The organism is Achromobacter sp. NFACC18-2, from assembly GCF_900108985.1.
In the GTDB taxonomy this organism is placed as follows: domain Bacteria; phylum Pseudomonadota; class Gammaproteobacteria; order Burkholderiales; family Burkholderiaceae_B; genus Achromobacter.
In genome coordinates this window covers 1-23,402 of sequence record NZ_FNYM01000017.1, presented here as the reverse complement: position 1 = coordinate 23,402, position 23,402 = coordinate 1, and the positions used below count along the sequence as shown (strand labels likewise).

Below are 23,402 nucleotides of genomic sequence, written 5' to 3'. Positions count from 1 at the left end.
ATGGGCGCGGCGAAGGCCGGCGGCCCTACTGCGCGAAAACGTAGTCCTCGGGCACGTCGGCAAAGCGCACGACGCGGCCGCCGTGGGCCTGGGCAAAGGCCTGCGCCCGGGCCGGGTCCGAGAACGGCATGGCGTCCTCGGCGCCCATGCCGCCGAGGAAGCTCGAACCGATCACGTAGAAGGCCTGGCGCGCGTCCACCCAGACCCGCAGATCGGCGGCGCCGTCGGGGCCCGCGGCGGCCATGTCGTTGACGTAGATGGCGGCCAGTCCCTTGGGCTCTTCCGGCAGCAGCGTGTAGGCGAACACCTGCTTGATGGACGAGAACCACACGGGCGCGGCGCGTCCCTTCACGAATATCTGGCCTTTGGGCCCGGCGTGGTCCTGCAGTGTCATGCCGCAGTAATGGCCGACGGTGTCGGCGCTGACGGCCTGAGGCGGGGGCGGCGGCGCCGCAGTGTCCTGGCCGCCGCAGGCCGATAGCGCCAACGCCAGGACCAGCAGACCTGCCAAGCGTTGCAGCGTCATAGCTGTTTCCTCCGGAAGCAGATGGCCGCCAACCCGAAGGGCACCGCGATCCACAGCAGTTGCGCCGCCACCAGCATCGGCACGGGCAAGCGCGCCTGGTCGCTGACGCCGGCCATGCCCGCGTACAGGGAGATGTTCTCGAACCCGGTCAGGTTCAGCAGCCGGTATACGTCGGACGGGTTGGCGAGCAACAGCGCATTGAGGATGCCGGGCGTCACATGGCGGCCCTGGTCCGCGGCCAGCACGCCCAGGAGGCCCATGTCGTAGATGACGACGAAGAACAGCCACACGCCCAGGGCGATACCTGCTGCCGTGGCGCGCTCGCGCACCAGCGTGCTGATCAGGTAGCCCATCGCCAGGAAGCTCGCGCCCAGCAGCACGCTGGCGCCGATCAGCATGGCAAAGGGCCGCCAGGCGCCCGCGTCCATCCCGCCGTAGACCCATTGCAGCGCCAGTCCGGCCGACCCGTAGCCCGCGCCGGTGGCGATCGCCAGGATGGCCAGGTGCCCGATGAACTTGCCCATGATCACCTGCCCGCGCGACACGGGGTAGCTGAGCAGGAGCGCCATGGTGCCGCGGTCGACCTCGCCGACGATGGCGTCATACGCCAGCAGCATCGCGATGAGCGGCACCAGAAAAATGGACAGGCTGGACAGGCTGACCACCGTGACGGTCAGCGGATCGACCTTGACCGCGCCCGTGGGCGCGCTGCCCAACAAGCCCAGCGCCAGGGCCAGCGCGGCCAGCAGCAGCGACGTGGCCAGCACCCAGCGGTTGCGCAGGCCGTCGCGGATTTCCTTGCCGATGATGGTGCTTACCGCGTTCATGCGTCCTCCCGTTCAAGCAGGTGGGCATAGATGTCATCCAGGCCGGGCACCTGGATGTCCAGGTCGCGGATGGGCGAGGCGATGGCCCCGATGCTGCGGATGGCGTCCACCTTGTCCGCCTCGTGGCACAGCAGTTCGTAGCGGCCGGGTTCGACCGGGCGCCACGCGGGGGAGGGGGCGGCAGCGCCCGGCTGGCAGAGCGACACGCTGATGCGGATGGGCAGGCCGGTATCCCGCCGCAGCGCCGACATGGCGCCGTCGGCGATCTTCACGCCGGCCTTCATGACCACGATGCGGTCGGCGTGGCCGGCCAGTTCCGACAGGGCGTGGGTGCTGAGCAGGATGGTCGCGCCACTGGCGCGCAGCTCATGCACGATTTCATAGAACGTCAGCCGCGACGCGGGGTCCAGGCCCGTCGTGGGCTCGTCGAACAAGAGGATGCGGGGTTCTCCCAGCAGCGCCTGCGCCAGCGCCAGCCGCTGGCGCATGCCCTTGGAGTACCCGCCGACCCGCCGGTGCGCGGCGCTGGAAATGCCCACTTTTTCAAGCAGCCCTGCATTGCGCGACAGCGGCTGGCGCTTGAGTCGCGCGTAGAACGCCAGCGTCTCGGCGCCCGTCATGGCCGGGTGCAGGGCCACTGTTTCGGGCAGGTAGCCGATGCGCGCGCGCTGCCGGGCGGCCGCGGGGCTGTGGGCGTCGTGCCCGAACAGCATGACGCGGCCATGCGTGGGACGGATGAGGCCCAGGATCAGCTTGATCAGGGTGCTCTTGCCCGCGCCGTTATGACCGGCCAGCGCCACGCATTCGCCTTCGCGCAGGTCCAGGTCCAGGACGCTGACCGCGCGGTGGGCGCCATAGTGTTTGCTGACGCCGGAGAGCGTTACCAGTGCATGGCTCATTGGATTACCTCGGCGCGTTTCGCGCCGTTCTGCCGGGCGGGCTTCATCAGCGGCGCGCTGTCGATGACGCCTCCCGGCAATATCGCGGGGAACTGCGACTGCGCCCAGCGGACCACCGAGATGGCCGGGCTGTTGAGCAGGATGCGCGCCGCCGGGGCGCGCCACAGCAATTGGTCGACCACGTCGTTCGGGCGGTAGGCCGTGTCGGCGATGCCGTCGCCATCCAGGTCGAAGGCCGTGTTGTCGCTCCAGTAGTTGCCGCGTCCCTCGTCCGACCACTCCAGCACGCGCGTGCCCACGTACTTGACCTGGTTGCGGTTGTTGATGAACGCGTTGCCGGAGATCCGGTTTCCCTCGGAGCCCGCCGTGAAGTGGATGCCGATGTCGCAGTTGGAGAAATGGTTGTCCGCAAAGCGGTTCTTGTTGGCGTTGTAGATGAACACGCACTTGCCGGCGCCATCCACGGTATTACCCGAGATGTCCGAGTTGTTGGCGTAGTTCATCATCAGGCCCTGTTCGACGTTGTCCATCGCCACGTTGTCGGTGACGACGAGCCGGTGCGAATACATGATGGCGTAGCCGATGTCGTTGCGCGTGGCCGCGTTGCCGCTGATCTCGCTGTCGTTGGTATACATGTAATGCACGCCATAGCGCAGGTCATGGAGCCGGTTGCCGATGAACCGGTTTTGCTTGCTGGTGTTCACGAAGATGCCGTCGCGGCCGGCGGAGATGTCGTTGTCGACCACCGCGCTGCCCGGCGTATTCCACAAGGACACGCCATTGCCGCGCTCGGCCACGCGCAACTCCTGGTTGCCCACGATGCGGTTGCCGCGCACCAGCGCGTCCTGCGGGCCCCACACGTAGATGCCGAACAGGTTGTCCAGGATGTCGTTGCGTTCCACCACGGCGCGGTGCGCCGTACGGTCCAGGAAGATGCCCGCGTCCATCGCGGGCAGGTCCAGGCCGGAGCGCGTGACGGTCAGGTTGCGCAGCGCCACGTCGGCGGCCTGCACCCACAGCGTGCGTCCGTTGCGCGTGCCCTCGATGATGGCGGTGCGGTCCTGCGGTCCCTCCAGGGTCAGGGGCTTATCGATGACGATGGCGCCGGCGTAGGACCCCGGCGCCAGCCGCAGCGTGTCGCCGGGCTGCGCCGCGGCGATGGCCTGGGCCAGGTCCGCGCCCGCCGCGACGTCCACGGTGGCCGCCGCGGCGGCTCCGGGCAGGGCCGGGGCAAGCCCGGACAGCACGAGGCCAGCCGCGGCCCGCGCCGCGCTTCGCAAGGTTGCGATGACAGCCATGGATCGTTACGCGGATTTCTTGGGATGCACGATCATCTGGCCGGACATTTCCATGTGCAGCGCGTGGCAGAACCACTGGCAGTAGTACCAGTACACGCCCGGCCGGTCGGCCTTGAACGTGACGGACGAGGTGGCCTGGGGCCCGATCTCCATCGCGATACCGTGGCCTTCCAGCGTGAACCCGTGCGTCAGGTCTTCGATCACCTCCATGTTGGTCACGAACACCGTGACCTCGTCGCCCTGGTTCACCTCGAACTGCTTCAGGCTGAACATGGGCGCGACGGCCATCATGTACACGCGCACCTTATTGCCGTCGCGCACCACCTTGGCGGCGTCTTCCAGCGTCACGCCGTCTTTCTTGGCGATCTGGCGGGCGTCTTCCCACATGGGGTCGTCGCGCTTCCAGACGCTGACCGGGTTGATCTTGGAACGGTGCACCAGGCACATGTCGTGCGGCTCGGCGAAGCTGGGGCCGTCATGCACGAGCTTCATCTCGTCGCCCGAGATGTCGATGAGCTGGTCGTTCTCGGGCTTGAGCGGGCCCACGTTCAGGAACCGGTCCTTCGAGAACTTGTTCAGCGACACCAGCCACTTGCCGTCGGCTTCCTTGGTCTCGCCCATCGTGGAGTGGTTGTGGCCCGGCTGATAGTGCACGTCCAGCTTCTGGATGATCGGGTCGACCTTTTCGCCCTGGTAGGCGCGCTTGGCCTTGTCGATGTTCCACTTGACCATCTGGCTGTCGATGAACAGCGTGGTGTAGGCGTTGCCGCGGCCGTCGAAGGCGGTGTGCAGCGGGCCCAGGCCAAGCTGCGGTTCGGCCACCACGCAGTCGCGCGGCTTGATCTTGTCGGCGAACAGGTCGTCCAGCTTGCGCACGTCGATCACCGTCACGGTGGGCGACAGCTTGCCGTTCAGCATGAGGTGGATGCCGTCGGGCGCGGCGTTGCAGCCGTGGGGCGAGTTGGGCACCGGGATGTAGCGCGTGTACTTGGAGCCGTGGCGGCCGTCCACGACCGGCACGCCGCCCATGGTCTTGAAGTCGCCGTCCTTGATCGCCTGTTCGATGCGCTTGATGTTGAAGACCACGACCCAGTCCTGCTCGTTGGCCGACATTTCCTCGACGGTCACGCCCTTTTCCGAGTTGTAGCAGGTGGCGAAGGAGTACTTGCCCTGGTAGTCGGCGTCGCCGTTGTCCAGGTTGCCGTCCACCAGCACCTGCCAGGCGACCTTCATCGTGTCGCCGTCGAGGGCCGTGTAGACGGCGAAGAAGTTCTTCTTGGGATCGTCCAGTACCTTGCCATTGTTGGGCAGCGGCGAGATGTGCTCGCCGTTGGCGAACACATAGCCGGTGCGCGGGTAGCGCTGCGGGCGCAGGCCGTGCACGCCCGACACGTTGGGCAGTTCGGTGATCTTGTCGGTCTTCATCACGTCCAGGCGGATCCGCGCCACGCGGTTGTTCGCCTTGTCGTTGATGAAGAGATAGCGCCCGTCGTAGGTCTGGTCGGTGAACGACAGATGGGGGTGGTGCGCGTCGCCGTTGGGAAACACGCCGCCCTTGTCCTTCAGGAATTCGCGCGTTTCAGGCGTCAGGCCTTCGGTCAGGATCTTGCGGCTTTCGTTGGTGCGGCCCCATCCGGTGGCGCTGCACTGGTTGAACACCGGAATGCGCACGAGTTCGCGCATGGAGGGCAGGCCCAGCACGCGGACCTCTCCGGACTGGCCGCTGGAGTTGAACGCGTAGTACTCGTCCAGCTCGCCCGGCGCGACATGTCCGAGCACGGCGCCGCCGCCGGACTTGCCCTCCTTGCCGTGGGCGGTGGGAATCTGCGCGCCGGCCACGAGGCCGGCCGCGCCGGTGATGGCGGCGGTTCCCAGGAAGCTGCGGCGGCTGAGGCCGGCTTTTTCGGGGGTCTTGTCGGACATGGATAACTCCTGGTTTGTGACGGCGCGGGGCGCCGCCGTACGGAAACCGTGTTTCACGATTCCGGGTTGGGGCGATTCGCCGGGGTCAAGCTGGGCATGCGGTGCAGCACGACTTCCTGCACCGCCGGCTCGGGAGGCGGAGCCGGGCGCCGCTCACGCCTGGACCGCTTCTGGATCAGGTGAGGGCACTTCTCCTGGTGGTGGTAAAGCATCTGGCAGTGCAGGCATTGGATGCACTCGTTCGGATTGATCTCGCCGGACGGGTGGATGGCCTGCACGGGGCATTCGATGTTGCAGCGTTGGCAGGGATTGCCGCAGTCGCGGTAGCGCTTGAGCCAGTTGAAGATGCGCAGGCGGGCGGGAATGGCCAGTGCGGCGCCCAGCGGACAGAGGTAGCGGCAGAAGAAGCGCTCGATGAACAGGCCCGCGGCCAGCAGCGCGACGGCGAACAGCACGAAGGGCCAGTAACGCACGAAGCGCAGGATGATCGCTGTCTTGAACGGCTCGACTTCGGCGAGCTGTTCGGCGACCGCCAGGTCATACAGCGAGAACCCGAAAAGAAGGAGGAAGATCACGTACTTGAGCGTGGACAGCCGCTGGGCCACGCCATGGCGGATCTTCAACTGGCGCACGCCCAGGCGCCGCGCGATGCGATTGGTCAATTCCTGCAGCGCGCCGAACGGGCAGAGCCAGCCGCAGAACGCGCCCCGGTTCCAGAACACCATGGAGATGGCGGTGGCGCACCAGAGGATGAACACCAGCGGGTCCATCAGGAAATATTCCCACCGGAAGTCGGTGCGCAGCGCGGAAAAGAACGTCAGCACGTTGACGATGGACAGTTGCGCCTGGCCATACCAGCCGATCCAGAACAGCGCGAAGGCCAGGAACGCCAGGCGCAGCCGGTCGTGCAGCAGGGGGCGCGCGGTGAGCTGGTCCTGGAAAAAGAAGATGCCGACGAGCACCGCCAGGGCGACGGTCAGGATGGAGATCTGGCCGGCCTTGCCTTGCCAGATCTGCTTCCACAGCGCAGGCGGGGCGGCTTCGGCTTGCGCTTCTGCGGCTGGCGGGGCGGCGGGCGCATCGGCGGCCGCGGCCTGCGCCGGCGCGGGGCCTGCGGCGACGGCACGGGTGTAGGCCGCGGGCAGTTCATAGGGCAGGTCGAACGTGACGAAGGCTTTGTCGGACACGCTCAGCACGCGCTGCACCATGAGCTGCAGGCGCCAGGGTTTGACGGGGTCCAGCGCGGCGTCCTCGGGCACGACGAAGAGGGCGACCTCGCGCAGCGCCGGCGCGCCCGCGGCGCTCACGTCCGCCAGGCGCTGGTGGTTGCGGTCGCGGAAGCGGAAGGCGCTTTCGTCCTGGACGACCTCGATGCGATCGAAGATGCCGCCCCGCACATAGCCCGAGCCCTTGAACGAATACAGGCCATTGCCCGCGACCAGCACCGCCTGCTGTCCGGGCTTGAGCCGTTCCTTCAGGCGCTGCCAGCCGTTTTCGCCCAGCAGGCTGCGGCCGATGGACGGCGCGCTGACCAGCGCGGCGTAGAGGTCGATGAAGGTGTCGTCCGGGCCGCCTTCGCCGTGCTCGGCCGCGTCCTGGCGTCCCGAGCGCAGGAACGCCTGGTTGACGTCTTCGGGCGTGAGCCGCAGGTTCTTGACCGCGCCCGCATCGAGCAGTGCCTGCCAGCTCTGCACATCGTTCCTGTCTTCGTCCAGGACGCGCGCGGCTGCGGGCTGTGCGGTCTGGCGCGGCGCGCCCGCCTTGCCGATGCCATGGGCGCGCGCGACCGCGATGGCCGAGCGGGTGATGGTGTCGCCGATCACCATCAGCGTGACGGTGGCGCCGCTGACGATATCCACGGGCGGCGGCGCGCCGTGGCGCGGCGGGGCATCGACGAAGTTCAGGCCCACGTAGCCCTGGATGAAATGGTCGACCTTGGACTGCGGGATGCCGATCAGCACGATGGGCTCGTGATGCTCCACGAGCTTGGCGCCCACGATGCGCCCGTCCGCCGCCAGGCCGACCAGCACGTCGATCGGCTTGCTGGAATAGCCCCGGGTGTTGACCACGTCGGTGGTGAGATAGACCAGGCCCAGCTGCCGGTTGCCCGCGTAGACGCGCGCCGCAGCCGGTTTGCCTTCGACGAGGCCGGTGCGGTCGGCGCCGGGGAACACCTCGCCGATGGGCGTGGTCGCCAGGAACTCGGGCAGGCGCTGCGCCTGCGCGTCCTGCGCGACGGCCAGACAGGAAAGCCACATCGCAAGCAACGCGGCCAGCAGGCATCGTGCGAACCGGTTGTTTATGACTGTTGTTGTGGATGTTGCCGCTGCCGTTGCTGCCGTACTGCCGCGCATGCTGAGCTCTGCTTGTCGTGTTTGCGTGCAGGCATCCTACGAACATGCAACAGGCGGGGGATTGCGGTTTGTCAATCGCGCCATGTCAACGGCGAATACCCCTACGAAACGTAGGGGATGTTCCGGATTTTTCAGTGAAATGAGAGGGGAGGCTTGATGGAGGTCAAGGGCGCCGGAGCAGGGCGCTCCTACACTGGTCCGCGGCGGCAACGGCGTCTGCATATGGCTGGCGCAAGTGCATCGACCGCTGTGTCATCGGAGAAATTCATGCTGGCAAAAGCCACCCTCGCCCTCCTTCTTTCTGCCACCAGCCTGCCCGTGCTGGCCGCGCAATGTGAAGCCACCGTCGAAAGCAACGACGCCATGCAGTACAACGTCAAGGAAATCGTGGTCGACAAGAGCTGCAAGGAATTCACCGTCAACCTGAAGCACGTGGGCAAGATGCCCAAGGTCGCCATGGGCCACAACTGGGTGCTCACTAAGGAAGCCGACAAGCAGGGCGTCGCCACGGACGGCATGGGCGCGGGCCTGGCCCAGGACTACGTCAAGGCGGGCGACACCCGCGTCATCGCGCACACCAAGGTCATCGGCGGCGGCGAATCCGACACCGTCAAACTGGATGTGTCCAAGCTCGCCGCAGGCGAAAACTATGCGTTCTTCTGCTCCTTCCCCGGCCACTGGGCCATCATGAAGGGCACGCTGAAAGTCGGCGCCTGATTCCCCGGCAGGTCCGTCGAGACGGGCAGAAGCCGGCCGGGCGGCCGGCTTTTTCTTGCCCGCCGCGCCCGCTGCGGACCCTGCGCGACCCGCCGCGTCCCGCTCGTGTTCAGGCGCTTGCAAGTCTTAGTCCTTACGGCCCAAAGCGGCTGTCCATCAGGCTTACGGACGGGATGCGTCACCGGCATGTCACGGATTTTCCATGTACGATTACCGGTCGTGTAACTTCTGGAGCTCCTGATGGAGTGGCTGCTGGACCCCGCTGCGTGGGTCGGCTTGCTTACCCTGGTCGTCCTTGAGATCGTCCTGGGCATTGATAACCTGATTTTCATCGCCATCCTGGCGGACAAGCTGCCTCCCGCGCAGCGCGATCGCGCACGCATCATGGGCCTGAGCCTGGCGCTCATCATGCGCCTGGGCCTGCTGTCGGTCATGTCATGGCTGGTCACGCTGACCACGCCGCTGTTCAACATCGGACCCCTTTCCCCGTCTGGGCGCGACCTGATCCTCATGGTGGGCGGCCTGTTCCTGCTGTTCAAGGGCACCATGGAACTGCATGAGCGCCTGGAAGGCGGCGTGCACGCGGGATCTTCCGGCCCGCGCGTCTATGCCAGCTTCTGGGTGATCGTCACGCAGATCGTGGTGCTGGACGCGGTGTTCTCGCTGGACTCCGTCATCACGGCGGTGGGCATGGTGGATCACCTGGCCATCATGATGATCGCGGTCGTCATCGCGATCGGCATCATGCTGCTGGCGTCCAAGCCGCTGACGCGCTTCGTCAACGCCCACCCCACCGTGGTGGTGCTGTGTCTGGGCTTTCTGCTCATGATCGGCTTCTCGCTGCTGGCCGAAAGCTTCGGCTTCAAGGTCCCCAAGGGCTACCTGTATGCCGCCATCGGTTTCTCGGTGGCCATCGAGGCGCTCAACCAGGTGGCCCGCCGCAACCTGCTCAAGCTGGACGCCCGCCGCCCGATGCGCGAGCGCACCGCCTCCGCCGTGCTGCGCATGCTGGGCAAGCGCCCGCCTGCCAGCGACGAGCCCGACCTGCCCCATGCCGACGGCCCGGCCGTCCAGGCCTTCGGCGTGGAAGAGCGCAACATGGTCAGCGGCGTGCTGACCCTGGCGGAACGGTCCATCCGGTCCATCATGACGCCGCGCACGGACGTGTCGTGGATCAACATCGACGACGATCCCGACACCATCCGCCGCCAGCTCACCGACGCGCCGCACAGCTTCTTCCCGGTCTGCCGCGGTTCGCTGGATGAGGTCGTGGGCATCGGGCGGGCCAAGGACCTGATCGCGGACCTCATCACCGAGGGCCGCGTGCGCCGCAACCGCCTGCGCGATCCCATCATCGTGCACGAGTCCATCGGCATCCTGCGCCTCATGGACACCCTCAAGCGCTCGCGCGGCCAGCTAGTCCTGGTGGCCGACGAGTTCGGCGCCATCGAAGGCCTGGTGACGCCCATCGACGTCTTCGAGGCGATCGCAGGCGAGTTCCCCGACGAAGACGAACTGCCCGACATCGTGGCCGATGGCGCCAATACCTGGAAGATCGACGGCGCGGCCGACCTGCACCACGTCGAGCAGGTGCTTGAAACCGAAGGCCTGGTCGATGACGCCCAGGACTTCTCCACCCTGGCGGGCTATCTGCTGTCGCGCTTCGGACATCTGCCCAAGCCGGGCGACGTCTGCGAATATACGATCCATCACCAGCATTTCCGCTTCGAAGTCCTGGAAATGGACGGCCGCCGCATCGCACTGGTGCGCGTGGAGAAACGCCCGGACGAGCATTTCTCCGACGAAGCATCCCTCGCCAACGACTAAGACAGACTCACACAGAGAGAGAACCTTGCCCGTGACAGAGAACGCGCTCTATCTGATCAAAGCATTCATCCTGGGCGTCCTGGAAGGCCTGACGGAATTCATTCCCGTGTCCAGCACGGGCCACCTCATCCTGGTCGGCGACTGGCTCAATTTCGATTCGGGCGACGGCAAGGTGTTCGAGGTGGTCATCCAGCTCGGCTCCATTCTTGCGGTGATGTGGGTCTTCCGCACCCGGCTGCTCAAGCTGATCCGCGGCACGCTGACGGGCGTGCCCAGCGAGGTCGCCTTCACCCGCAACCTCCTCTTGGCCTTCCTGCCGGCCGCGGTGATCGGCGCGATCTTCATCAAGACCATCAAGTCGGTGTTCTACCATCCCGCGGTGGTGGTGGTGACGCTGGTCCTGGGCGGGCTGATCATGCTGTACGTCGAACGCCGCACCCGCCACACGCCGGGCGACGTGCCGGGCGCCTCGGACGACACTGCGTCGGACGAGCGCGCGTCGGCCCACACGCTCGAACAGATCACCTGGAAGCAGGCGCTGGGCGTGGGCGTGGCCCAGTGCTTCGCGATGATTCCCGGCACTTCGCGGTCGGGCGCCACCATCATCGGCGGCATGATCGCCGGCATCCAGCGCAAGACGGCCACCGAGTTTTCGTTCTTCCTGGCCATGCCGACCATGCTGGGCGCCGCGGCCTACGACATGTACAAGAACTTCGGCCTTCTCACCCAGCACGATCTCTCCGGCATCGCGGTGGGTTTCATCGCCGCGTTCCTGAGCGCCATGGTGGTGGTCCGCGCCGTGCTGCGCTTCGTGGCCAACCACACGTACCGGGTGTTCGCCTGGTACCGGATCATCTTCGGCGGCATCGTGGCGGCCTGGATCTTCACGCGCTGACCGGGCCCGCCGCGGCGGGCGCCAAAAGAACGAGGGCCGCTTTTTCAAGCGGCCCTCGTTCTTTTGCGCTGCCTGCAAGCCAGGCGGCTACGCTTCGGTTTCCAGGTCGTAGAACTGCAGCCCGTCGCGGTCGATGACCAGCCAGCCGCCGCGCGGCGGCGTCACGTGGTCGCAATCCCAGTCGGGCAGCACCCAGCGTTCACGCTTGACGCCGTCGACCTCCAGCACGTGGCGGGCGGGGCGGTGCGTGTGGCCATGCACCAGCACGCGGACATGGGTGTCGCGGAAGATCGACTCCACCGCGGCCGCATTCACGTCCATGATCTCCATGGACTTCATCTGGTTGGCCGCCTGGCTTTCGCCGCGCGCCTGCTGCGCCATGGCCAGCCGCTCGGGGATGGTCTTGGACAGGAACTCGGCCTGCCATTGCGGATTGCGCACCATCGTGCGGAACTGCTGGTAGGCGGTGTCGTCGGTACAGAATTCGTCGCCGTGCGTCAGCAGGATCTGGCCGAAATCGGTCTCCAGCAGCGCGGGCTCGGGCAGCAGGCGGGCGCCCACGGCCTTGGCCAGTTCTTCCCCGATGAGGAAGTCCCGGTTGCCGCGTCCCAGCCAGACCGGGATGCGCGCGGCGGTGTCCCGCAGCGCCGTCAGCGCCGTGGCGAGCCACGGCGGCGCGGCGCGGATCACGTCGTCGCCGATCCAGGCGTCGAAGATGTCGCCCGGCAGGAGCAGGGCGGCGGCCTCTTCCTGAGCCGCCTGCAGGAAGGCCACGAAGGCCTCCGAGGTGGCCGGCGTGGCCGGCCCCAGATGCAGGTCGGACGCCAGCCAGATCGGGCCGGACAGGGTGATCTTATTCAAGAACTTCGGCCTTCTCGATGATGACGTCTTCGTTGGGCACGTTCTGGTGGAAGCCCTTGTTGCCGGTCTTCACGCCCTTGATCTTGTCGACCACGTCCTGGCCTTCGGTGACGGCGCCGAACACGGCGTAGCCCCAGCCGTTCGGCGTGGGCGACGTGAAGTTCAGGAAGTCATTGTTGGACACGTTGATGAAGAACTGCGCGGTGGCCGAGTGGGGGTCGCTGGTGCGGGCCATGGCGAGCGTGTACTTGTCGTTCTTCAGGCCGTTGTTGGCCTCGTTTTCGATCGGGGCGTGGGTCTGCTTCTGCTTCATGCCGGGTTCGAAGCCGCCGCCCTGGATCATGAAGCCGTCGATCACGCGATGGAACACCGTGCCGTTGTAGAAGCCTTCCTTGACGTAGGTAAGGAAGTTTTCGACGGACTTGGGCGCCTTGGCGGCGTCCAGGGTGATGACCATGTCGCCTTGGTTCGTTTGGAGCTTGACGCGGGGATTGGTGCTCATGGCTTTTGTGCCTTCGGAGGTGGAGTTGGAAGAAGTGGCCGCGGGGGCGGCGCTGACGAGGGCCGGGGCGAATGCCGCCAGCGCGAACGAGCACGCCGTCAGGCGCAGCAGGTGTAGAGGAGAGTAACGGGACATCATTTGCCTTGTTTATCCTTCAACATTGTTTCAACTTCGCGGACCTTTTCCTTCATGCCGGGCACGCCGTCGCCGGCGGCCTTCTTGTAGGTGCGCAAGGCCTGCAGCAGTTGCAGGTCGCCCAGATTGGCGCGCGCGGCGGCGTAGCCCGGGTCGGCGCGCAGTGCCATCTGCAAGGCATCCTGCGCCCGGTCCAGTTCGCCGCGGCTGGCATATAGAGCCGCCAGGTTGTTCCAGGGTTCCGGCAATTCGGGAAACCGCGTGGTCATTTCGTTGTAGACGTCGATGGCCTCGTTGGTGCGGTTCAGGGCGGCCAGGGCGCGCGCGTGCTGGAACATCAGTTGCACGTCGGTGCCGCGCTGGTCCTTGATCTCGGCCTGGCGCTTTTCGATCATCTCCAGGGCTTCCTGGTTTTCGCCGCGGTTCAGCATGCGCTCGATGTGCGTGGTGATCTGCGAGGCGGAGGGGATCAGGCGCGTGTCCACGCTGGGCTTGGCCGCTTCCAGCAGGTTGGCCAGGGCGTCCCAGCCGCCTTCCGGCGGAATCGGGTCCAGGGTGGTGCGGTTGGAATTGGGGTTCACTCCCCCGCCGCCGCTCATCGACTGGGCGAGGGCGACCCCGGCCGGTGCGCCGGCCAGGGCCAGCGCGAGCAGGGCAACGCAAAAACGCGGCTTGATGGTCACGTGGGTTCCGATAAAAGTCTTGGCCGTCATGCGCTTACGCGCGCGAGCGGGCCGCTTGCTATACTTGACGACCGCCATTTTAGCCCCGGTTAGGTTTTTGGCTCGATCATCGCGCTCCGAATCGTGTTCAAAAGCCGGAGATACGTCACGGGCGCAGATCCAGGACCGGATGCGCCGGGACGACAGCAACCATTTCCGCAACCGCCACGGAAAACCAGACAAAGCCTATCGCGCCATGCTGCAAATCTACAATACGTTATCGCGTACCAAAGAACCGTTCAAACCGGCCCAAGCCGGCCAGGTGCGCATGTACGTGTGCGGCATGACCGTCTATGACTTCTGCCACCTCGGCCACGCCCGCATGCTGGTGTCGTTCGACGTCGTCCAGCGCTGGCTGCGCGCAAGCGGCCTTGCTGTGGATTACGTGCGCAACATCACGGACATCGACGACAAGATCATCCGCCGCGCCGTCGAAACCGGCCGCCGCATCGGCGAAGTCACCGAGTTCTACATCGACGCCATGCACGCCGACGAACGCGCGCTGGGCGTCGAATCCCCCGACCGCGAGCCGCGCGCCACGCAGTACGTGGGCGAGATGCTCGACATCATCGGCAAGCTGGAAAAGAACGGCCTGGCCTACCAGGCCGAGGATGGCGACGTGAACTACGCGGTGCGCGGTTTTTCCGGCTACGGCAAGCTCTCCGGCAAGACGCTGGACGACCTGCGCGCCGGCGAGCGCGTGGCGGTCGGCTCCAGCAAGCGCGATCCGCTCGATTTCGTCCTCTGGAAGTCCGCCAAGGCCGAGGAACCCGCCGACACCAAGTGGGAATCGCCCTATGGTCTGGGCCGCCCGGGCTGGCACATCGAGTGCTCGGCCATGAGCAAGTCGCTCCTGGGCCTGCCGCTGGACATCCACGGCGGCGGTCCGGACCTGAAATTCCCGCACCACGAGAACGAGATCGCCCAGACCGAGGGCGCGTTCGGCGGCACGCTGGCCAACATCTGGATGCACTGCGGCCCGCTCATGGTCGATTCGGACAAGATGTCCAAGTCCCTGGGCAATTTCCGCACCATCCGCCAGACGGTTGCGCAAAACGATCCGGCGGCTGACCAGTCCGATTACCCGGTGAATCCGCGCGAAGCCGAAATGGTGCGTTTCTTCATTGTGCGCAACCACTACCGCAGCCCGCAGAACTACACGCCCGATAACCTCATCGACGCGCAGAACGCACTGGATCGCCTGTATCAGGCCTTGCAGAACGTGCCGGCCGACGGCCAGGGCATCGACTGGAACGAGCCGCAGGCCCAGGCCTTCAAGGCCGCCATGGACGACGACTTCAACAGTTCGGGCGCTGTCGCGGCCCTGTTCGAACTCGCCTCCGAAGCCAACCGCACCAAGAGCGCGCGCAGCGCAGGCCAGATGAAGGCGCTCGCCGCCTTGCTGGGCCTGCTGCAGCAGGAGCCCGCCGCGTACTTCCAGTCGCCCACCCGCTACTCCGCAGCCGCCATCGAGCAGGGCGTGCGCAGCACGCTGGACGCCGATGCCATCCAGTCCCTGATCGACGCGCGCGCGGCGGCCAAGGCCGCCCGCAATTTCGCCGAGGCCGACCGTATTCGCGCCGAACTGCGCGAAGCGGGCATCGAGCTGGACGACAAACCGGGCGGCCTGACGCAATGGCGTCGAGCGTGACGCCGCAGGATACGCCGGACATGTCCACTGCAGATCTCGAGATTCCCAAGCCTGATTATTGGGAAGCCGCCGTAGCGCACCTGATGCGCCGCGACCGCATCCTGAAAAAGATCATCCCCCAGCACCCCGAGGTCTGGCTGACCTCGCGCGGCACGCCGTTCATCACGCTGGCGCGGGCGATCATCGGCCAACAGATTTCCCCCAAGGCGGCCGACGCCGTCTGGACCAAGTTCATCGACGCCGTGGGCAAGCGTCCCACGCCCGTGGCCGTGCTGCGCGTGGGCCTGGACGGCCTGCGCAAGGCCGGACTGTCCCAGCGTAAGGCCGAATACGTGGTCGACCTGGCCGTGCATTTCGGCGAACGCCGGGTCCATCCCGAGAAATGGGCGGCCATGGACGACGAGGCCGTCATTTCCGAGCTGGTCGCCATCCGCGGCATCGGGCGCTGGACGGCGGAGATGTTTTTGATTTTCAATCTACAGCGGCCTGACGTCCTGCCGCTGGATGATCCTGGGTTGCTCAAGGCAATCTCGCTACACTATTTCAGCGGCGAGCCTGTCTCGCGCTTCGAGGCTCGCGAAGTCTCGTTGGCGTGGCAACCCTGGCGTACCGTGGCAACCTGGTATCTGTGGCGCAGTCTGGAACCGACGCCGGTCCAATACTGACGCACTCCAGGCAGCCCATCTACGGAACCACACTACATGCGCAATACATTTCTGGAATTTGAACAGCCGCTCGCCGAGCTTGAGAACAAGATCGAGCAGCTGCGCTATGTGCAGGCCGATTCGGCAGTAGACATCTCCGATGAAATCGGACGTCTGCAGCAGAAGAGCCAGACGCTCGCCAAGGAGATCTACGCCAAGCTCACGCCCTGGCAGACGGCGCTCGTCGCGCGGCATCCCCAGCGTCCCTACACGCTGGACTACGTGCGCGAAATGTTCACCGACTTCCATGAACTGCATGGCGACCGCATGTACGCCGACGACCAGTCCATCGTGGGCGGCCTGGCGCGCTTCAACGGCACGCCCTGCATGGTCATCGGCCACCAGAAGGGCCGCGACACCAAGGAGCGCGCCGCGCGCAACTTCGGCATGCCGCGCCCCGAGGGCTATCGCAAGGCCCTGCGCCTGATGCGCCTCGCTGAAAAATTCGGCATTCCGGTCTTCACCTTCGTGGACACCCCGGGCGCCTATCCCGGCATCGGCGCCGAAGAGCGCGGCCAGTCCGAAGCCATCGGCCACAACCTGTATGCCATGGCCGAACTGAAGGTGCCGATCATCTGCACGATCATCGGCGAAGGCGGCTCGGGCGGCGCCCTGGCCATCGCCGTGGGCAACGCTGTGCTGATGCTGCAATACGCCACGTACGCGGTGATTTCGCCCGAAGGCTGCGCCTCGATCCTCTGGCGCAGCGCCGAGAAGGCCCCCGACGCCGCCGAGGCGCTGGCCATCATCGCGCCTCGCCTCAAGGACCTGGGCCTGGTGGACCGCGTCGTCAACGAACCCGTGGGCGGCGCGCACCGCGACCCCCGCGTCATGGCGCGCCTGCTGCGCCGCGCGCTGGGCGACGCCCTGCGCCAGCTCCAGGACATGACGCCCGAGCAGCTCGTGGAGCAGCGCGTCCAGCGCCTGCTGTCCTACGGCGCCTACCAGGAAGTGCGCGCGTAAAGCGGGCAGGGCGCCGGCCAACCGCCGGCGCCGCGGCCCACGCGCCATCGCCCATGACCGACGTCCCGCCGCCCGACAGCACGCCCGGGGCCGACGCGGGTCCCGGTCCCTCCCTTCCCATTTCCCCCGCGCTCGCGGCCGCGTTGCGCCGGGCGCTCGAGGCCTTGCCCGAACGTCCGGCCCGTGTCGCCGTCGCATTCAGTGGAGGCGCGGACTCGGCCATGCTGGCCGTGCATGCGGCCGCCGTCGCGCCGGCGCTCGGCATCGACGTCCTGCTCTTTCATGTGCACCACGGGCTGCAGGCCCAGGCCGACGCCTGGGCGCGGCATGGGCAGGCGCTGGCGGCCAGGCTTGCCGTGCTGCTCGTCGAGGCCCGCGTCCAGGTCGAGCCGGCGGCGGGCAAGGGCATCGAGGCCGCCGCGCGCGACGCGCGCTATGCGGCGCTGGCGCGCCTGGCCCGGGAACACGGCGTGGCCCACATTCTTCTGGCCCACCATCGCAACGACCAGGCCGAAACCGTGCTGCTGCGCCTGCTGCGCGGCACGGGGCTGGCGGGCATGGCGGCCATGGCGCCGGTTGCGCGGCGCGATGGCGTGGCCTATCTGCGCCCCTGGCTGGACCAGGACCGCGGCGCGATCCTGCAAGCGGCGGACGCGGTCGAGGCCGCCACCGGCTGGCGCGCGGTGCAGGACCCCACCAATGCCGATCCTCGCTATACCCGCGCCGCGCTGCGTGAACTGCTGGCGCCGGTGCTGGACGCGCGGTGGCCCGGTTGGCGCGCCATCGTCGCGCGCCACGCGCGGCACATGGCCGAAGCCGCCGAGATCCTGGACGAAGTGGCCCGTGAAGATTTTGCGGGACTTGATCCCAGCCCCGACGGCGTGAGCTTTTCGCTGCAGGCGTGGCGGCGTCTCTCGCCCGCCCGCCAGGCGCAGGTGCTCAGGCACTGGCTGGAGCGCAACGGCGCCCGCATGCCCACGGACGCGCGCATGGCCGATCTGCTGCGGCAGCTTCGCGGCCTGCACAGCCTGGGCCACGACCGCCAGTTGCGGGTCGAGCAGGCGGGCCACGTCATCCGCTGCCATCGCGGCCGGGTGTGGGTGGAGCCGCGGCCGTAGGCGCCACGGCGGGGTTTTTTTCTTATTTCTGACCCCAAAATGGACATAAATCCGCGCAATCTGCGCAAATTTTTATCGTCGCGCTAGAATATATGGTTTTGCCCGTCAACACTTGCGGCGGGTGTCCAGCCAGAGCACGAGATGTCCCTGATCGTTCACAAATATGGCGGTACTTCGATGGGCTCGGTCGAGCGCATCAAAAACGTGGCGCGTCGCGTCGCGAAGTGGCATGCCGCCGGCCACCAGGTTGTTGTAGTCCCGTCCGCCATGGCGGGCGAAACGAATCGTCTGTTGGGTCTGGCGCGCGAAATCACGCCCCAGCCCGACGGCCGCGAACTCGACATGATCGCCGCCACCGGCGAGCAAGCCAGCAGCGGCCTTCTGGCCATTGCCTTGCAGGCCGAGGGCGTGTCCGCGCGCAGCTATGCCGGTTGGCAAGTGCCCGTGCGCACCGATTCGTCGTTCACGAAAGCCCGCATTTCTTCCATCGACGACGCGCGCATCCGCGCCGACCTCGATGCCGGCCGCGTGGTCATCGTGACGGGCTTCCAGGGGATCGACCCCGACGGCCACATCACCACGCTGGGCCGTGGCGGTTCCGACACCTCGGCCGTGGCCGTGGCGGCCGCCATCAAGGCCGACGAATGCCTGATCTACACCGACGTGGACGGCGTCTACACGACCGATCCGCGCGTGGTGCCCGAGGCGCGCCGCATGTCCGTCGTTTCCTTCGAGGAAATGCTGGAAATGGCATCGCTGGGCTCCAAGGTCCTGCAGATCCGTTCGGTCGAATTCGCCGGCAAATACCGTGTGCCGGTCCGGGTCCTGTCCTCGCTGACCGACCCCCTTATCCCGCTCGAGGAAGAAATGGTCTCGGGCACGCTGATTACTTTTGAGGAAGACGAAAAAATGGAAGCCGCCGTTGTCTCCGGCATCGCCTTCAGCCGCGACGAAGCCAAAATCACCCTGCTGGGCGTTCCCGACAAGCCCGGCATCGCCTTCTCCATCCTGGGCCCGGTCGCCGCCGCCAACATCGACGTCGACATGATCGTGCAGAACCAGTCCGTGGCCGGCACGACCGACTTCTCGTTCACCGTGAACCGCAACGAATTTGGGCGCGCCGTGGACCTGCTCAAGCGCGAAGTCATCCCCGCCGTCGGCGCGCGCGAACTGTCCACCGACGAAAAGGTCGCCAAGGTCTCCATCGTCGGCATCGGCATGCGCTCGCACGTCGGCGTTGCCAGCCTGATGTTCCAGACGCTTTCGCAAGAAGGCATCAACATCCAGATGATCAGCACCAGCGAAATCAAGACCTCGGTGATCATCGACGACAAGTACATGGAACTGGGCGTGCGCGCGCTGCACAAGGCCTTCGGCCTGGACCAGGCGCCCGCCACGAAGGTGTAAAGGCAACGAGTCCGGCACGATTTTTTTGATGGAAGGCCCGCATCGCGGGCAAGACCGAAAAAAATCGTGCTAGAATCTCGTTCTCTTTTCGGAGACGTGCCCGAGAGGCTGAAGGGGCTCCCCTGCTAAGGGAGTATGTGGCTAAAAACTGCATCGTGGGTTCGAATCCCACCGTCTCCGCCAAAGACACTTGCACCAGTGAACCAAGGTTGCCTCAAGACCCGCATAGCTAATTGCTCTGCGGGTTTTTTGTTTTCCGTCTGCGGCCTTGGGGAATACGCGCGCTTGCTGGTCCGCCGCCATGGCGGCTACCGTACGGGATTCCGCCGCGCGATCCTGATGCGCGATCCTGATGCGCGATTCCAATCACACCGGGCGGATCATCCGAACGCTCAACGCCGCCATTCCCATGCTGCACAACCCCTTGCTCCTGAACGTGCTCACGCCCGACGCGTTTGCGCCCTATGGATCGGTCATCACCAGCGCCGGCCGCGATGGCCGCGAGATCAATGCGGGCACGACTTTGCGCGTGGACATGCCCGAGCCCGACATCCTGCGCGAGGGCGGGCGGCCTTCGCTCAGCGTGTTCCGCGCCCTGGCCGGCGCGCTGCCTTTCGAGATGAAGATGATGGAGCGTCATCGCGTGGGCAGCCAGACCTTCGTGCCCATGATGGGCACGCCGTTCGTCGTGCTGGTGGCGTTGGGCGCGGACAGGCCGGACATGTCCACCCTCAAGGCGTTTCTGGCGAACGGCAGTTGCGGGATCACGCTGGCGCCGGATGTGTGGCACCACCCCTTGCTGGCGCTGGCGGCAGGCGACTTCGTGGTGCTGGAGCGCAAGGGGCCGCAGGTCGATTGCGAGGTCGTCGACATGCCGGCCGGTGTGTGGGTGGCGCAAGGCGTCTAGCCGTTGCGCGGCCCTCATTGCCGCCGGTGTATCAGGGCAAGCGCCTGGTCTGCGATGTCTTCATCATTGGGGCGGAAGTCCACGCGCATCGCCTGCGTCAGGCCCGTGAAGTGCGAGCGCGAACTGCGCGCATAGGCCGGGTCGTAGTGGCGGTCGATGAGCTCGCGCGCCAGGTCTTCGCGCCGGCCCTCATCGACCAGCGTGATCCAGCCTTGGATGGTGTCGCGGCTGTGCAGGCCCACCATGCGCTGCAATTGCGCCTTGAGCCAGTCCGGATTGTCGAAGAGCCGCGCGTAGTCCTGCTGCAGAAAGCGCGTGCGATCGTCGCGGCTGCAACGCACGTCGATGCATTCTCCCTGGTGCATGGCCTGCAGCAATGCGGCCGGGAGCTCCAGCGCGCCGATCTTGCGGCTTTCCGCTTCCACGTACACGGGCCGGTGCGCATCGAACTCGCGCAGCCGGGCCGCAAGCAGCGTATCGAAGCGCTTTTGCGTGGGCTGCTGCGCGTCGGGCAATGCGCCCAGCAGCGAGCCGCGGTGGGCGGCCAGTTCCTCCAGGTCCAGCGTCTGCGCGCCGGCTTGCCGCAGCGCGTGCAGCAGGCGCGTCTTGCCGCTGCCGGTGGGACCAGTCAGCACCACGTAGCGCAGGGCGCGCGGCAGCGTCTGCAGCGCGTCCAGCGTGGCGCGGCGATATTGCTTGTAGCCGCCGTCCAGTTGCCGGGCGCGCCAGCCGATCATGTTGAACATCAGCGTCATGGAGCCGGAACGCTTGCCGCCGCGCCAGCAGTACACCAGCGGGCGCCAGCGCTGCGGGCGGTCGGCGAAGGTGGTCTCCAGGTGGCGCGCGATGTTGCGCGCGACGAGGGCGGCGCCCGCGCGCGCCGCCTCGAAGGGCGAGACCTGCTTGTACATGGTGCCGATCAGCACGCGCTCCTCGTTGCTGAGGACGGGCGCGTTGCAGGCGCCCGGGATGTGATCGTCGGCGTATTCCAGCGGCGTGCGCACATCGATGATTTCGTCGAAATCATGCAACTTGTCCAGCCCGGCGAGCAGGTGGTTCACGAAAATCGCCCCGGTGTATCGATGCCCGATTTTCGCATGCCCCTGCCCGGGGCCGTCAGGTGCCGAAGGTCAGTGCATGGGTCAAGTCGCCCATCGGCGCCTGACCGCGCGCGGCCATGGCGTCGTCGCGTGATTTCAGCCCTTCCAGCAGGGGCAGATCGAAGAGCCGCGTGGCAAGGCGCAGGATGGAGCCCGTGTCGTAGATGGTGTGGTCCACCGTGCCCTTCCTGGCGAACGGCGACGCGATGATCGCCGGTACGCGCGTGCCCGGCCCCCAGCGGTCGCCTTGCGGAGGCGCGACGTGATCCCACCAGCCGCCATTCTCGTCGACGGTGATCACCACCGCCATGTTTTCCCACTGCGGGCTTTTCTTGAGGCTGTCGACGATGTGCGCAATGTGGCGGTCGCCCGAGTCCACGTCGGCGTAGCCGGCATGCATGTTCAGGTTTCCCTGCGGCTTGTAGAAGGTCAGCGGGGGCAGGACGCCGGCTTCGGCGTCGGCCAGGAATTTGTTGGTGGTGTTGAGGTCGCCCAGGCCGCCGTCGCGTATGTGGGCCGTGCGCGCGGCCGTGCCCGGCGCGGTGCTCTTGAAATAGTTGAATGGCTGGTGATGGGCCTGGAAATTGGGCGACGACGGAAAGCCAGTGCTGGCCGTGGAATCCACGGCGGCCTGCCAGCCTCCCGCGTACCAGGCCCAATCCAGCCCTTTGGCGCTCATGAGATCGCCAATGTTGGCGTGCGACTGCGGCACCATGGTCTGCGGACTGGTGGGATCGGCCAACGTCGGGTCGGTCGCGTCGCGGCTGAACGACGGCCAGTAGGGCGGGGCCATGGTATTGACGCCGTAACCGTCGGGCGTGAGCGCGCTTGCGCCGAATTGGGGAATGCCCGCGAGCGCGCTGGCCGGCGATGCCGGCTTGGGCGCGAGGCGAGGGTCCGTGGGGTCGGCGCTCTGCAGCTGTGCGATCTGAGTCTTGGCGACCGAGTCGGCCGCGTCAGGGTAGAAGGGCGGGCGTGCCGCCACCAGATACTGATGGTTCAGGAAAGACCCGCCGAAGGCGCCCTGGAAGAAGTTGTCGCACAGCACGAATTCCTGAGCCAGCTTCCACAGCCGCAGGTTGTACGCGGCGTCGCTGTAATGGCCCATCACCAGCGCGCCCGAATCGGCCCAGGCGACGAACTTGTCGTTCTTGCCGCCATTGATCTGCATCTGGTTCTGGTAGAACACGTGCCAGAGATCGCGCGTGACCAGGCCCTGGGGCAGGGGTTCGCCTTGCGGTCCCAGCAGCGCGAAGGGCGCGTTGGGCAGGTTGTTCATGTAGGCCGCGGCCTGGTCGACCTGGTAGGTGATGTGATTGGCTTGCTGCGCGGTAGGCACCATGCCATTCCAGACGGGCGGCAGTACGGGCAGCGGCGTGCCGTCGCGGTCGAGCTGCGTGTAATCGGCCGGCGTCAGCGCGGACAGGGGCTTTTCCACGCCGGGGAAATTGGCGAACAGGTTGTTGAAGCTGCGGTTCTCGGCAAAGATTACGACCAGCGTTTTCACGTTCTCGCGCAGTTGCGCGGTCAGGTCCGGCGCGGCGGCGGGTTCTGGCGCGGGAGCGGGCGTGGCGGAACTGTCGTCGTCATCGTCATTGTCGTTGGAGCAGCCGGGAAGCGCGCCCATGGCGGCCGCGCTGGCGCCCAGCGCGGCAATGCCGGTCAGAAACCCGCGGCGGGTGGCGCGCACGGACGGCGTTGCGCCCGTGGCTTCCTGGGAAGGTTCTCCAGGGCGTTTGTCTTTGTCGGACATGTGGAAGTCTCTTTGGCTAGCGGATGACGTGGCGCACTGTCATTGCGTCACGGAAACGCCGGATGACAGCCGGCATCGGTAACGGCCGCTAGGCTAAAGAGAGAAGGTGCTATCGGTGTGACGATCCGCTGTCGGCAAGCTGTACGGCACGATAGGCAAAGCCTTCCTGACTTGCGCATCTTTAGAAACAACGCTATTATTCAAGGCTTGCTTTTTCAAGCGCCCGTAGCTCAGCTGGATAGAGTACCTGGCTACGAACCAGGGGGTCGTAGGTTCGAATCCTGCCGGGCGCGCCAGAAATTGCAAATACGTT

20 protein-coding genes and 2 tRNA genes are annotated in these 23,402 nt (G+C 66.3%); 11 read left to right on the top strand and 11 right to left on the bottom strand.

The features are described from left to right. Positions 1-25 precede the first annotated feature (25 nt). Genes BMW75_RS22845 through BMW75_RS22820 form a run of 6 tightly spaced genes read right to left on the bottom strand, consistent with a single transcriptional unit; the run spans position 26 to position 7,731 of the window. Positions 26-526 carry a nitrous oxide reductase accessory protein NosL gene (locus BMW75_RS22845; RefSeq protein WP_092581990.1) on the bottom strand — a complete coding sequence of 167 codons (501 nt, stop codon included), beginning with the start codon at positions 524-526 and terminating at the stop codon, positions 26-28. Beyond that, the gene (locus BMW75_RS22840; protein WP_092581989.1) at positions 523-1,353 is read right to left on the bottom strand and encodes an ABC transporter permease; all 831 of its coding nucleotides are present in this window, start codon (positions 1,351-1,353) and stop codon (positions 523-525) included. Before BMW75_RS22840 ends, BMW75_RS22845 begins: the two co-directional genes overlap by 4 nt. Continuing rightward, complete coding sequence (locus BMW75_RS22835) at positions 1,350-2,252, bottom strand: ABC transporter ATP-binding protein (RefSeq protein WP_092581988.1); 903 nt, start codon at positions 2,250-2,252, stop codon at positions 1,350-1,352. Before BMW75_RS22835 ends, BMW75_RS22840 begins: the two co-directional genes overlap by 4 nt. Next, positions 2,249-3,550: a nitrous oxide reductase family maturation protein NosD gene (locus BMW75_RS22830; RefSeq protein ID WP_092581987.1), complete on the bottom strand. Its 1,302-nt coding sequence runs from the start codon at positions 3,548-3,550 to the stop codon at positions 2,249-2,251. Before BMW75_RS22830 ends, BMW75_RS22835 begins: the two co-directional genes overlap by 4 nt. 6 nt (positions 3,551-3,556) lie before the next feature. Then, positions 3,557-5,473 (bottom strand): TAT-dependent nitrous-oxide reductase, encoded by a 1,917-nt coding sequence (gene nosZ, locus BMW75_RS22825; protein WP_092581986.1) that lies wholly within the window; start codon positions 5,471-5,473, stop codon positions 3,557-3,559. Positions 5,474-5,526: 53 nt separating this feature from the next. Continuing rightward, on the bottom strand, positions 5,527-7,731 hold the full coding sequence (locus BMW75_RS22820) for a NosR/NirI family protein (protein ID WP_092581985.1): 2,205 nt from the start codon (positions 7,729-7,731) through the stop codon (positions 5,527-5,529). A 363-nt stretch (positions 7,732-8,094) separates the two neighbouring features. Here BMW75_RS22820 and azu point away from each other — a divergent pair, with 363 nt between their 5' ends. The 3 genes from azu (at position 8,095) to BMW75_RS22805 (ending at position 11,266) form a co-directional block, all read left to right on the top strand. After that, positions 8,095-8,544 (top strand): azurin, encoded by a 450-nt coding sequence (azu, locus tag BMW75_RS22815; RefSeq protein ID WP_092581984.1) that lies wholly within the window; start codon positions 8,095-8,097, stop codon positions 8,542-8,544. A 240-nt stretch (positions 8,545-8,784) separates the two neighbouring features. Continuing rightward, on the top strand, positions 8,785-10,371 hold the full coding sequence (locus tag BMW75_RS22810; protein ID WP_092581983.1) for a TerC family protein: 1,587 nt from the start codon (positions 8,785-8,787) through the stop codon (positions 10,369-10,371). A gap of 31 nt (positions 10,372-10,402) precedes the next feature. Continuing rightward, the gene (locus BMW75_RS22805) at positions 10,403-11,266 is read left to right on the top strand and encodes an undecaprenyl-diphosphate phosphatase (RefSeq protein WP_092582079.1); all 864 of its coding nucleotides are present in this window, start codon (positions 10,403-10,405) and stop codon (positions 11,264-11,266) included. 87 nt (positions 11,267-11,353) lie between these two features. On the opposite strand, the gene BMW75_RS22800 is transcribed toward BMW75_RS22805, so the two are convergent. The 3 genes from BMW75_RS22800 to BMW75_RS22790 form a co-directional block, all read right to left on the bottom strand. Further along, the gene (locus BMW75_RS22800) at positions 11,354-12,127 is read right to left on the bottom strand and encodes a UDP-2,3-diacylglucosamine diphosphatase (protein ID WP_092581982.1); all 774 of its coding nucleotides are present in this window, start codon (positions 12,125-12,127) and stop codon (positions 11,354-11,356) included. Next, positions 12,120-12,629, bottom strand: coding sequence for a peptidylprolyl isomerase (locus tag BMW75_RS22795; RefSeq protein WP_056324586.1), 510 nt, complete (start codon positions 12,627-12,629; stop codon positions 12,120-12,122). The genes BMW75_RS22800 and BMW75_RS22795 overlap by 8 nt, the downstream gene beginning before the upstream one ends. 134 nt (positions 12,630-12,763) lie before the next feature. Then, positions 12,764-13,447, bottom strand: coding sequence for a tetratricopeptide repeat protein (locus BMW75_RS22790; RefSeq protein WP_092582078.1), 684 nt, complete (start codon positions 13,445-13,447; stop codon positions 12,764-12,766). Positions 13,448-13,682: 235 nt separating this feature from the next. Here BMW75_RS22790 and cysS point away from each other — a divergent pair, with 235 nt between their 5' ends. The 7 genes from cysS (at position 13,683) to BMW75_RS22755 (ending at position 20,236) form a co-directional block, all read left to right on the top strand. Then, complete coding sequence (gene cysS / locus BMW75_RS22785) at positions 13,683-15,137, top strand: cysteine--tRNA ligase (RefSeq protein WP_092582077.1); 1,455 nt, start codon at positions 13,683-13,685, stop codon at positions 15,135-15,137. Positions 15,138-15,157: 20 nt separating this feature from the next. Beyond that, positions 15,158-15,802, top strand: a complete 645-nt coding sequence (locus BMW75_RS22780; RefSeq protein WP_076522012.1) for a DNA-3-methyladenine glycosylase family protein — start codon at positions 15,158-15,160, stop codon at positions 15,800-15,802. Positions 15,803-15,838: 36 nt separating this feature from the next. Then, entirely contained in the window at positions 15,839-16,804 is a 966-nt protein-coding gene (locus tag BMW75_RS22775; RefSeq protein WP_076520053.1) for an acetyl-CoA carboxylase carboxyltransferase subunit alpha, read from the top strand. Positions 16,805-16,947: 143 nt separating this feature from the next. After that, positions 16,948-17,922: a tRNA lysidine(34) synthetase TilS gene (gene tilS / locus BMW75_RS22770; RefSeq protein ID WP_371467538.1), complete on the top strand. Its 975-nt coding sequence runs from the start codon at positions 16,948-16,950 to the stop codon at positions 17,920-17,922. A gap of 141 nt (positions 17,923-18,063) precedes the next feature. Beyond that, on the top strand, positions 18,064-19,329 hold the full coding sequence (locus BMW75_RS22765; RefSeq protein WP_076520055.1) for an aspartate kinase: 1,266 nt from the start codon (positions 18,064-18,066) through the stop codon (positions 19,327-19,329). Positions 19,330-19,419: 90 nt separating this feature from the next. After that, positions 19,420-19,512 (top strand) — tRNA-Ser (locus BMW75_RS22760). 169 nt (positions 19,513-19,681) lie between these two features. After that, positions 19,682-20,236 carry an ureidoglycolate lyase gene (locus BMW75_RS22755; protein ID WP_254792103.1) on the top strand — a complete coding sequence of 185 codons (555 nt, stop codon included), beginning with the start codon at positions 19,682-19,684 and terminating at the stop codon, positions 20,234-20,236. Between the two features lie 14 nt (positions 20,237-20,250). Here the strand turns inward: BMW75_RS22755 and mnmH are convergent, their stop codons facing one another. Together mnmH and acpA are read right to left on the bottom strand one after the other, a co-directional pair. Beyond that, entirely contained in the window at positions 20,251-21,297 is a 1,047-nt protein-coding gene (gene mnmH / locus BMW75_RS22750) for a tRNA 2-selenouridine(34) synthase MnmH (RefSeq protein ID WP_092581980.1), read from the bottom strand. A 55-nt stretch (positions 21,298-21,352) separates the two neighbouring features. Next, entirely contained in the window at positions 21,353-23,089 is a 1,737-nt protein-coding gene (gene acpA / locus BMW75_RS22745) for an acid phosphatase (protein ID WP_092581979.1), read from the bottom strand. Positions 23,090-23,308: 219 nt separating this feature from the next. On the opposite strand from acpA, the gene BMW75_RS22740 reads away from it, so the two are divergent. Beyond that, positions 23,309-23,385 (top strand) — tRNA-Arg (locus BMW75_RS22740). The last annotated feature ends 17 nt before the right edge of the window (positions 23,386-23,402 follow it).

Bases quoted from the DNA above. Each gene is read 5' to 3' on its own strand.
- BMW75_RS22755 (WP_254792103.1), top strand. From the start codon at position 19,682: ATGCGCGATTCCAATCACACCGGGCGGATCATCCGAACGCTCAACGCC.
- acpA (WP_092581979.1), bottom strand. From the start codon at position 23,089: ATGTCCGACAAAGACAAACGCCCTGGAGAACCTTCCCAGGAAGCCACG.
- BMW75_RS22775 (WP_076520053.1), top strand. From the start codon at position 15,839: ATGCGCAATACATTTCTGGAATTTGAACAGCCGCTCGCCGAGCTTGAG.
- BMW75_RS22795 (WP_056324586.1), bottom strand. From the start codon at position 12,629: ATGAGCACCAATCCCCGCGTCAAGCTCCAAACGAACCAAGGCGACATG.
- BMW75_RS22835 (WP_092581988.1), bottom strand. From the start codon at position 2,252: ATGAGCCATGCACTGGTAACGCTCTCCGGCGTCAGCAAACACTATGGC.
- BMW75_RS22820 (WP_092581985.1), bottom strand. From the start codon at position 7,731: ATGTGGCTTTCCTGTCTGGCCGTCGCGCAGGACGCGCAGGCGCAGCGC.
- BMW75_RS22830 (WP_092581987.1), bottom strand. From the start codon at position 3,550: ATGGCTGTCATCGCAACCTTGCGAAGCGCGGCGCGGGCCGCGGCTGGC.
- BMW75_RS22840 (WP_092581989.1), bottom strand. From the start codon at position 1,353: ATGAACGCGGTAAGCACCATCATCGGCAAGGAAATCCGCGACGGCCTG.
- BMW75_RS22765 (WP_076520055.1), top strand. From the start codon at position 18,064: ATGTCCCTGATCGTTCACAAATATGGCGGTACTTCGATGGGCTCGGTC.
- azu (WP_092581984.1), top strand. From the start codon at position 8,095: ATGCTGGCAAAAGCCACCCTCGCCCTCCTTCTTTCTGCCACCAGCCTG.
- BMW75_RS22780 (WP_076522012.1), top strand. From the start codon at position 15,158: ATGTCCACTGCAGATCTCGAGATTCCCAAGCCTGATTATTGGGAAGCC.
- BMW75_RS22810 (WP_092581983.1), top strand. From the start codon at position 8,785: ATGGAGTGGCTGCTGGACCCCGCTGCGTGGGTCGGCTTGCTTACCCTG.
- BMW75_RS22845 (WP_092581990.1), bottom strand. From the start codon at position 526: ATGACGCTGCAACGCTTGGCAGGTCTGCTGGTCCTGGCGTTGGCGCTA.
- cysS (WP_092582077.1), top strand. From the start codon at position 13,683: ATGCTGCAAATCTACAATACGTTATCGCGTACCAAAGAACCGTTCAAA.
- nosZ (WP_092581986.1), bottom strand. From the start codon at position 5,473: ATGTCCGACAAGACCCCCGAAAAAGCCGGCCTCAGCCGCCGCAGCTTC.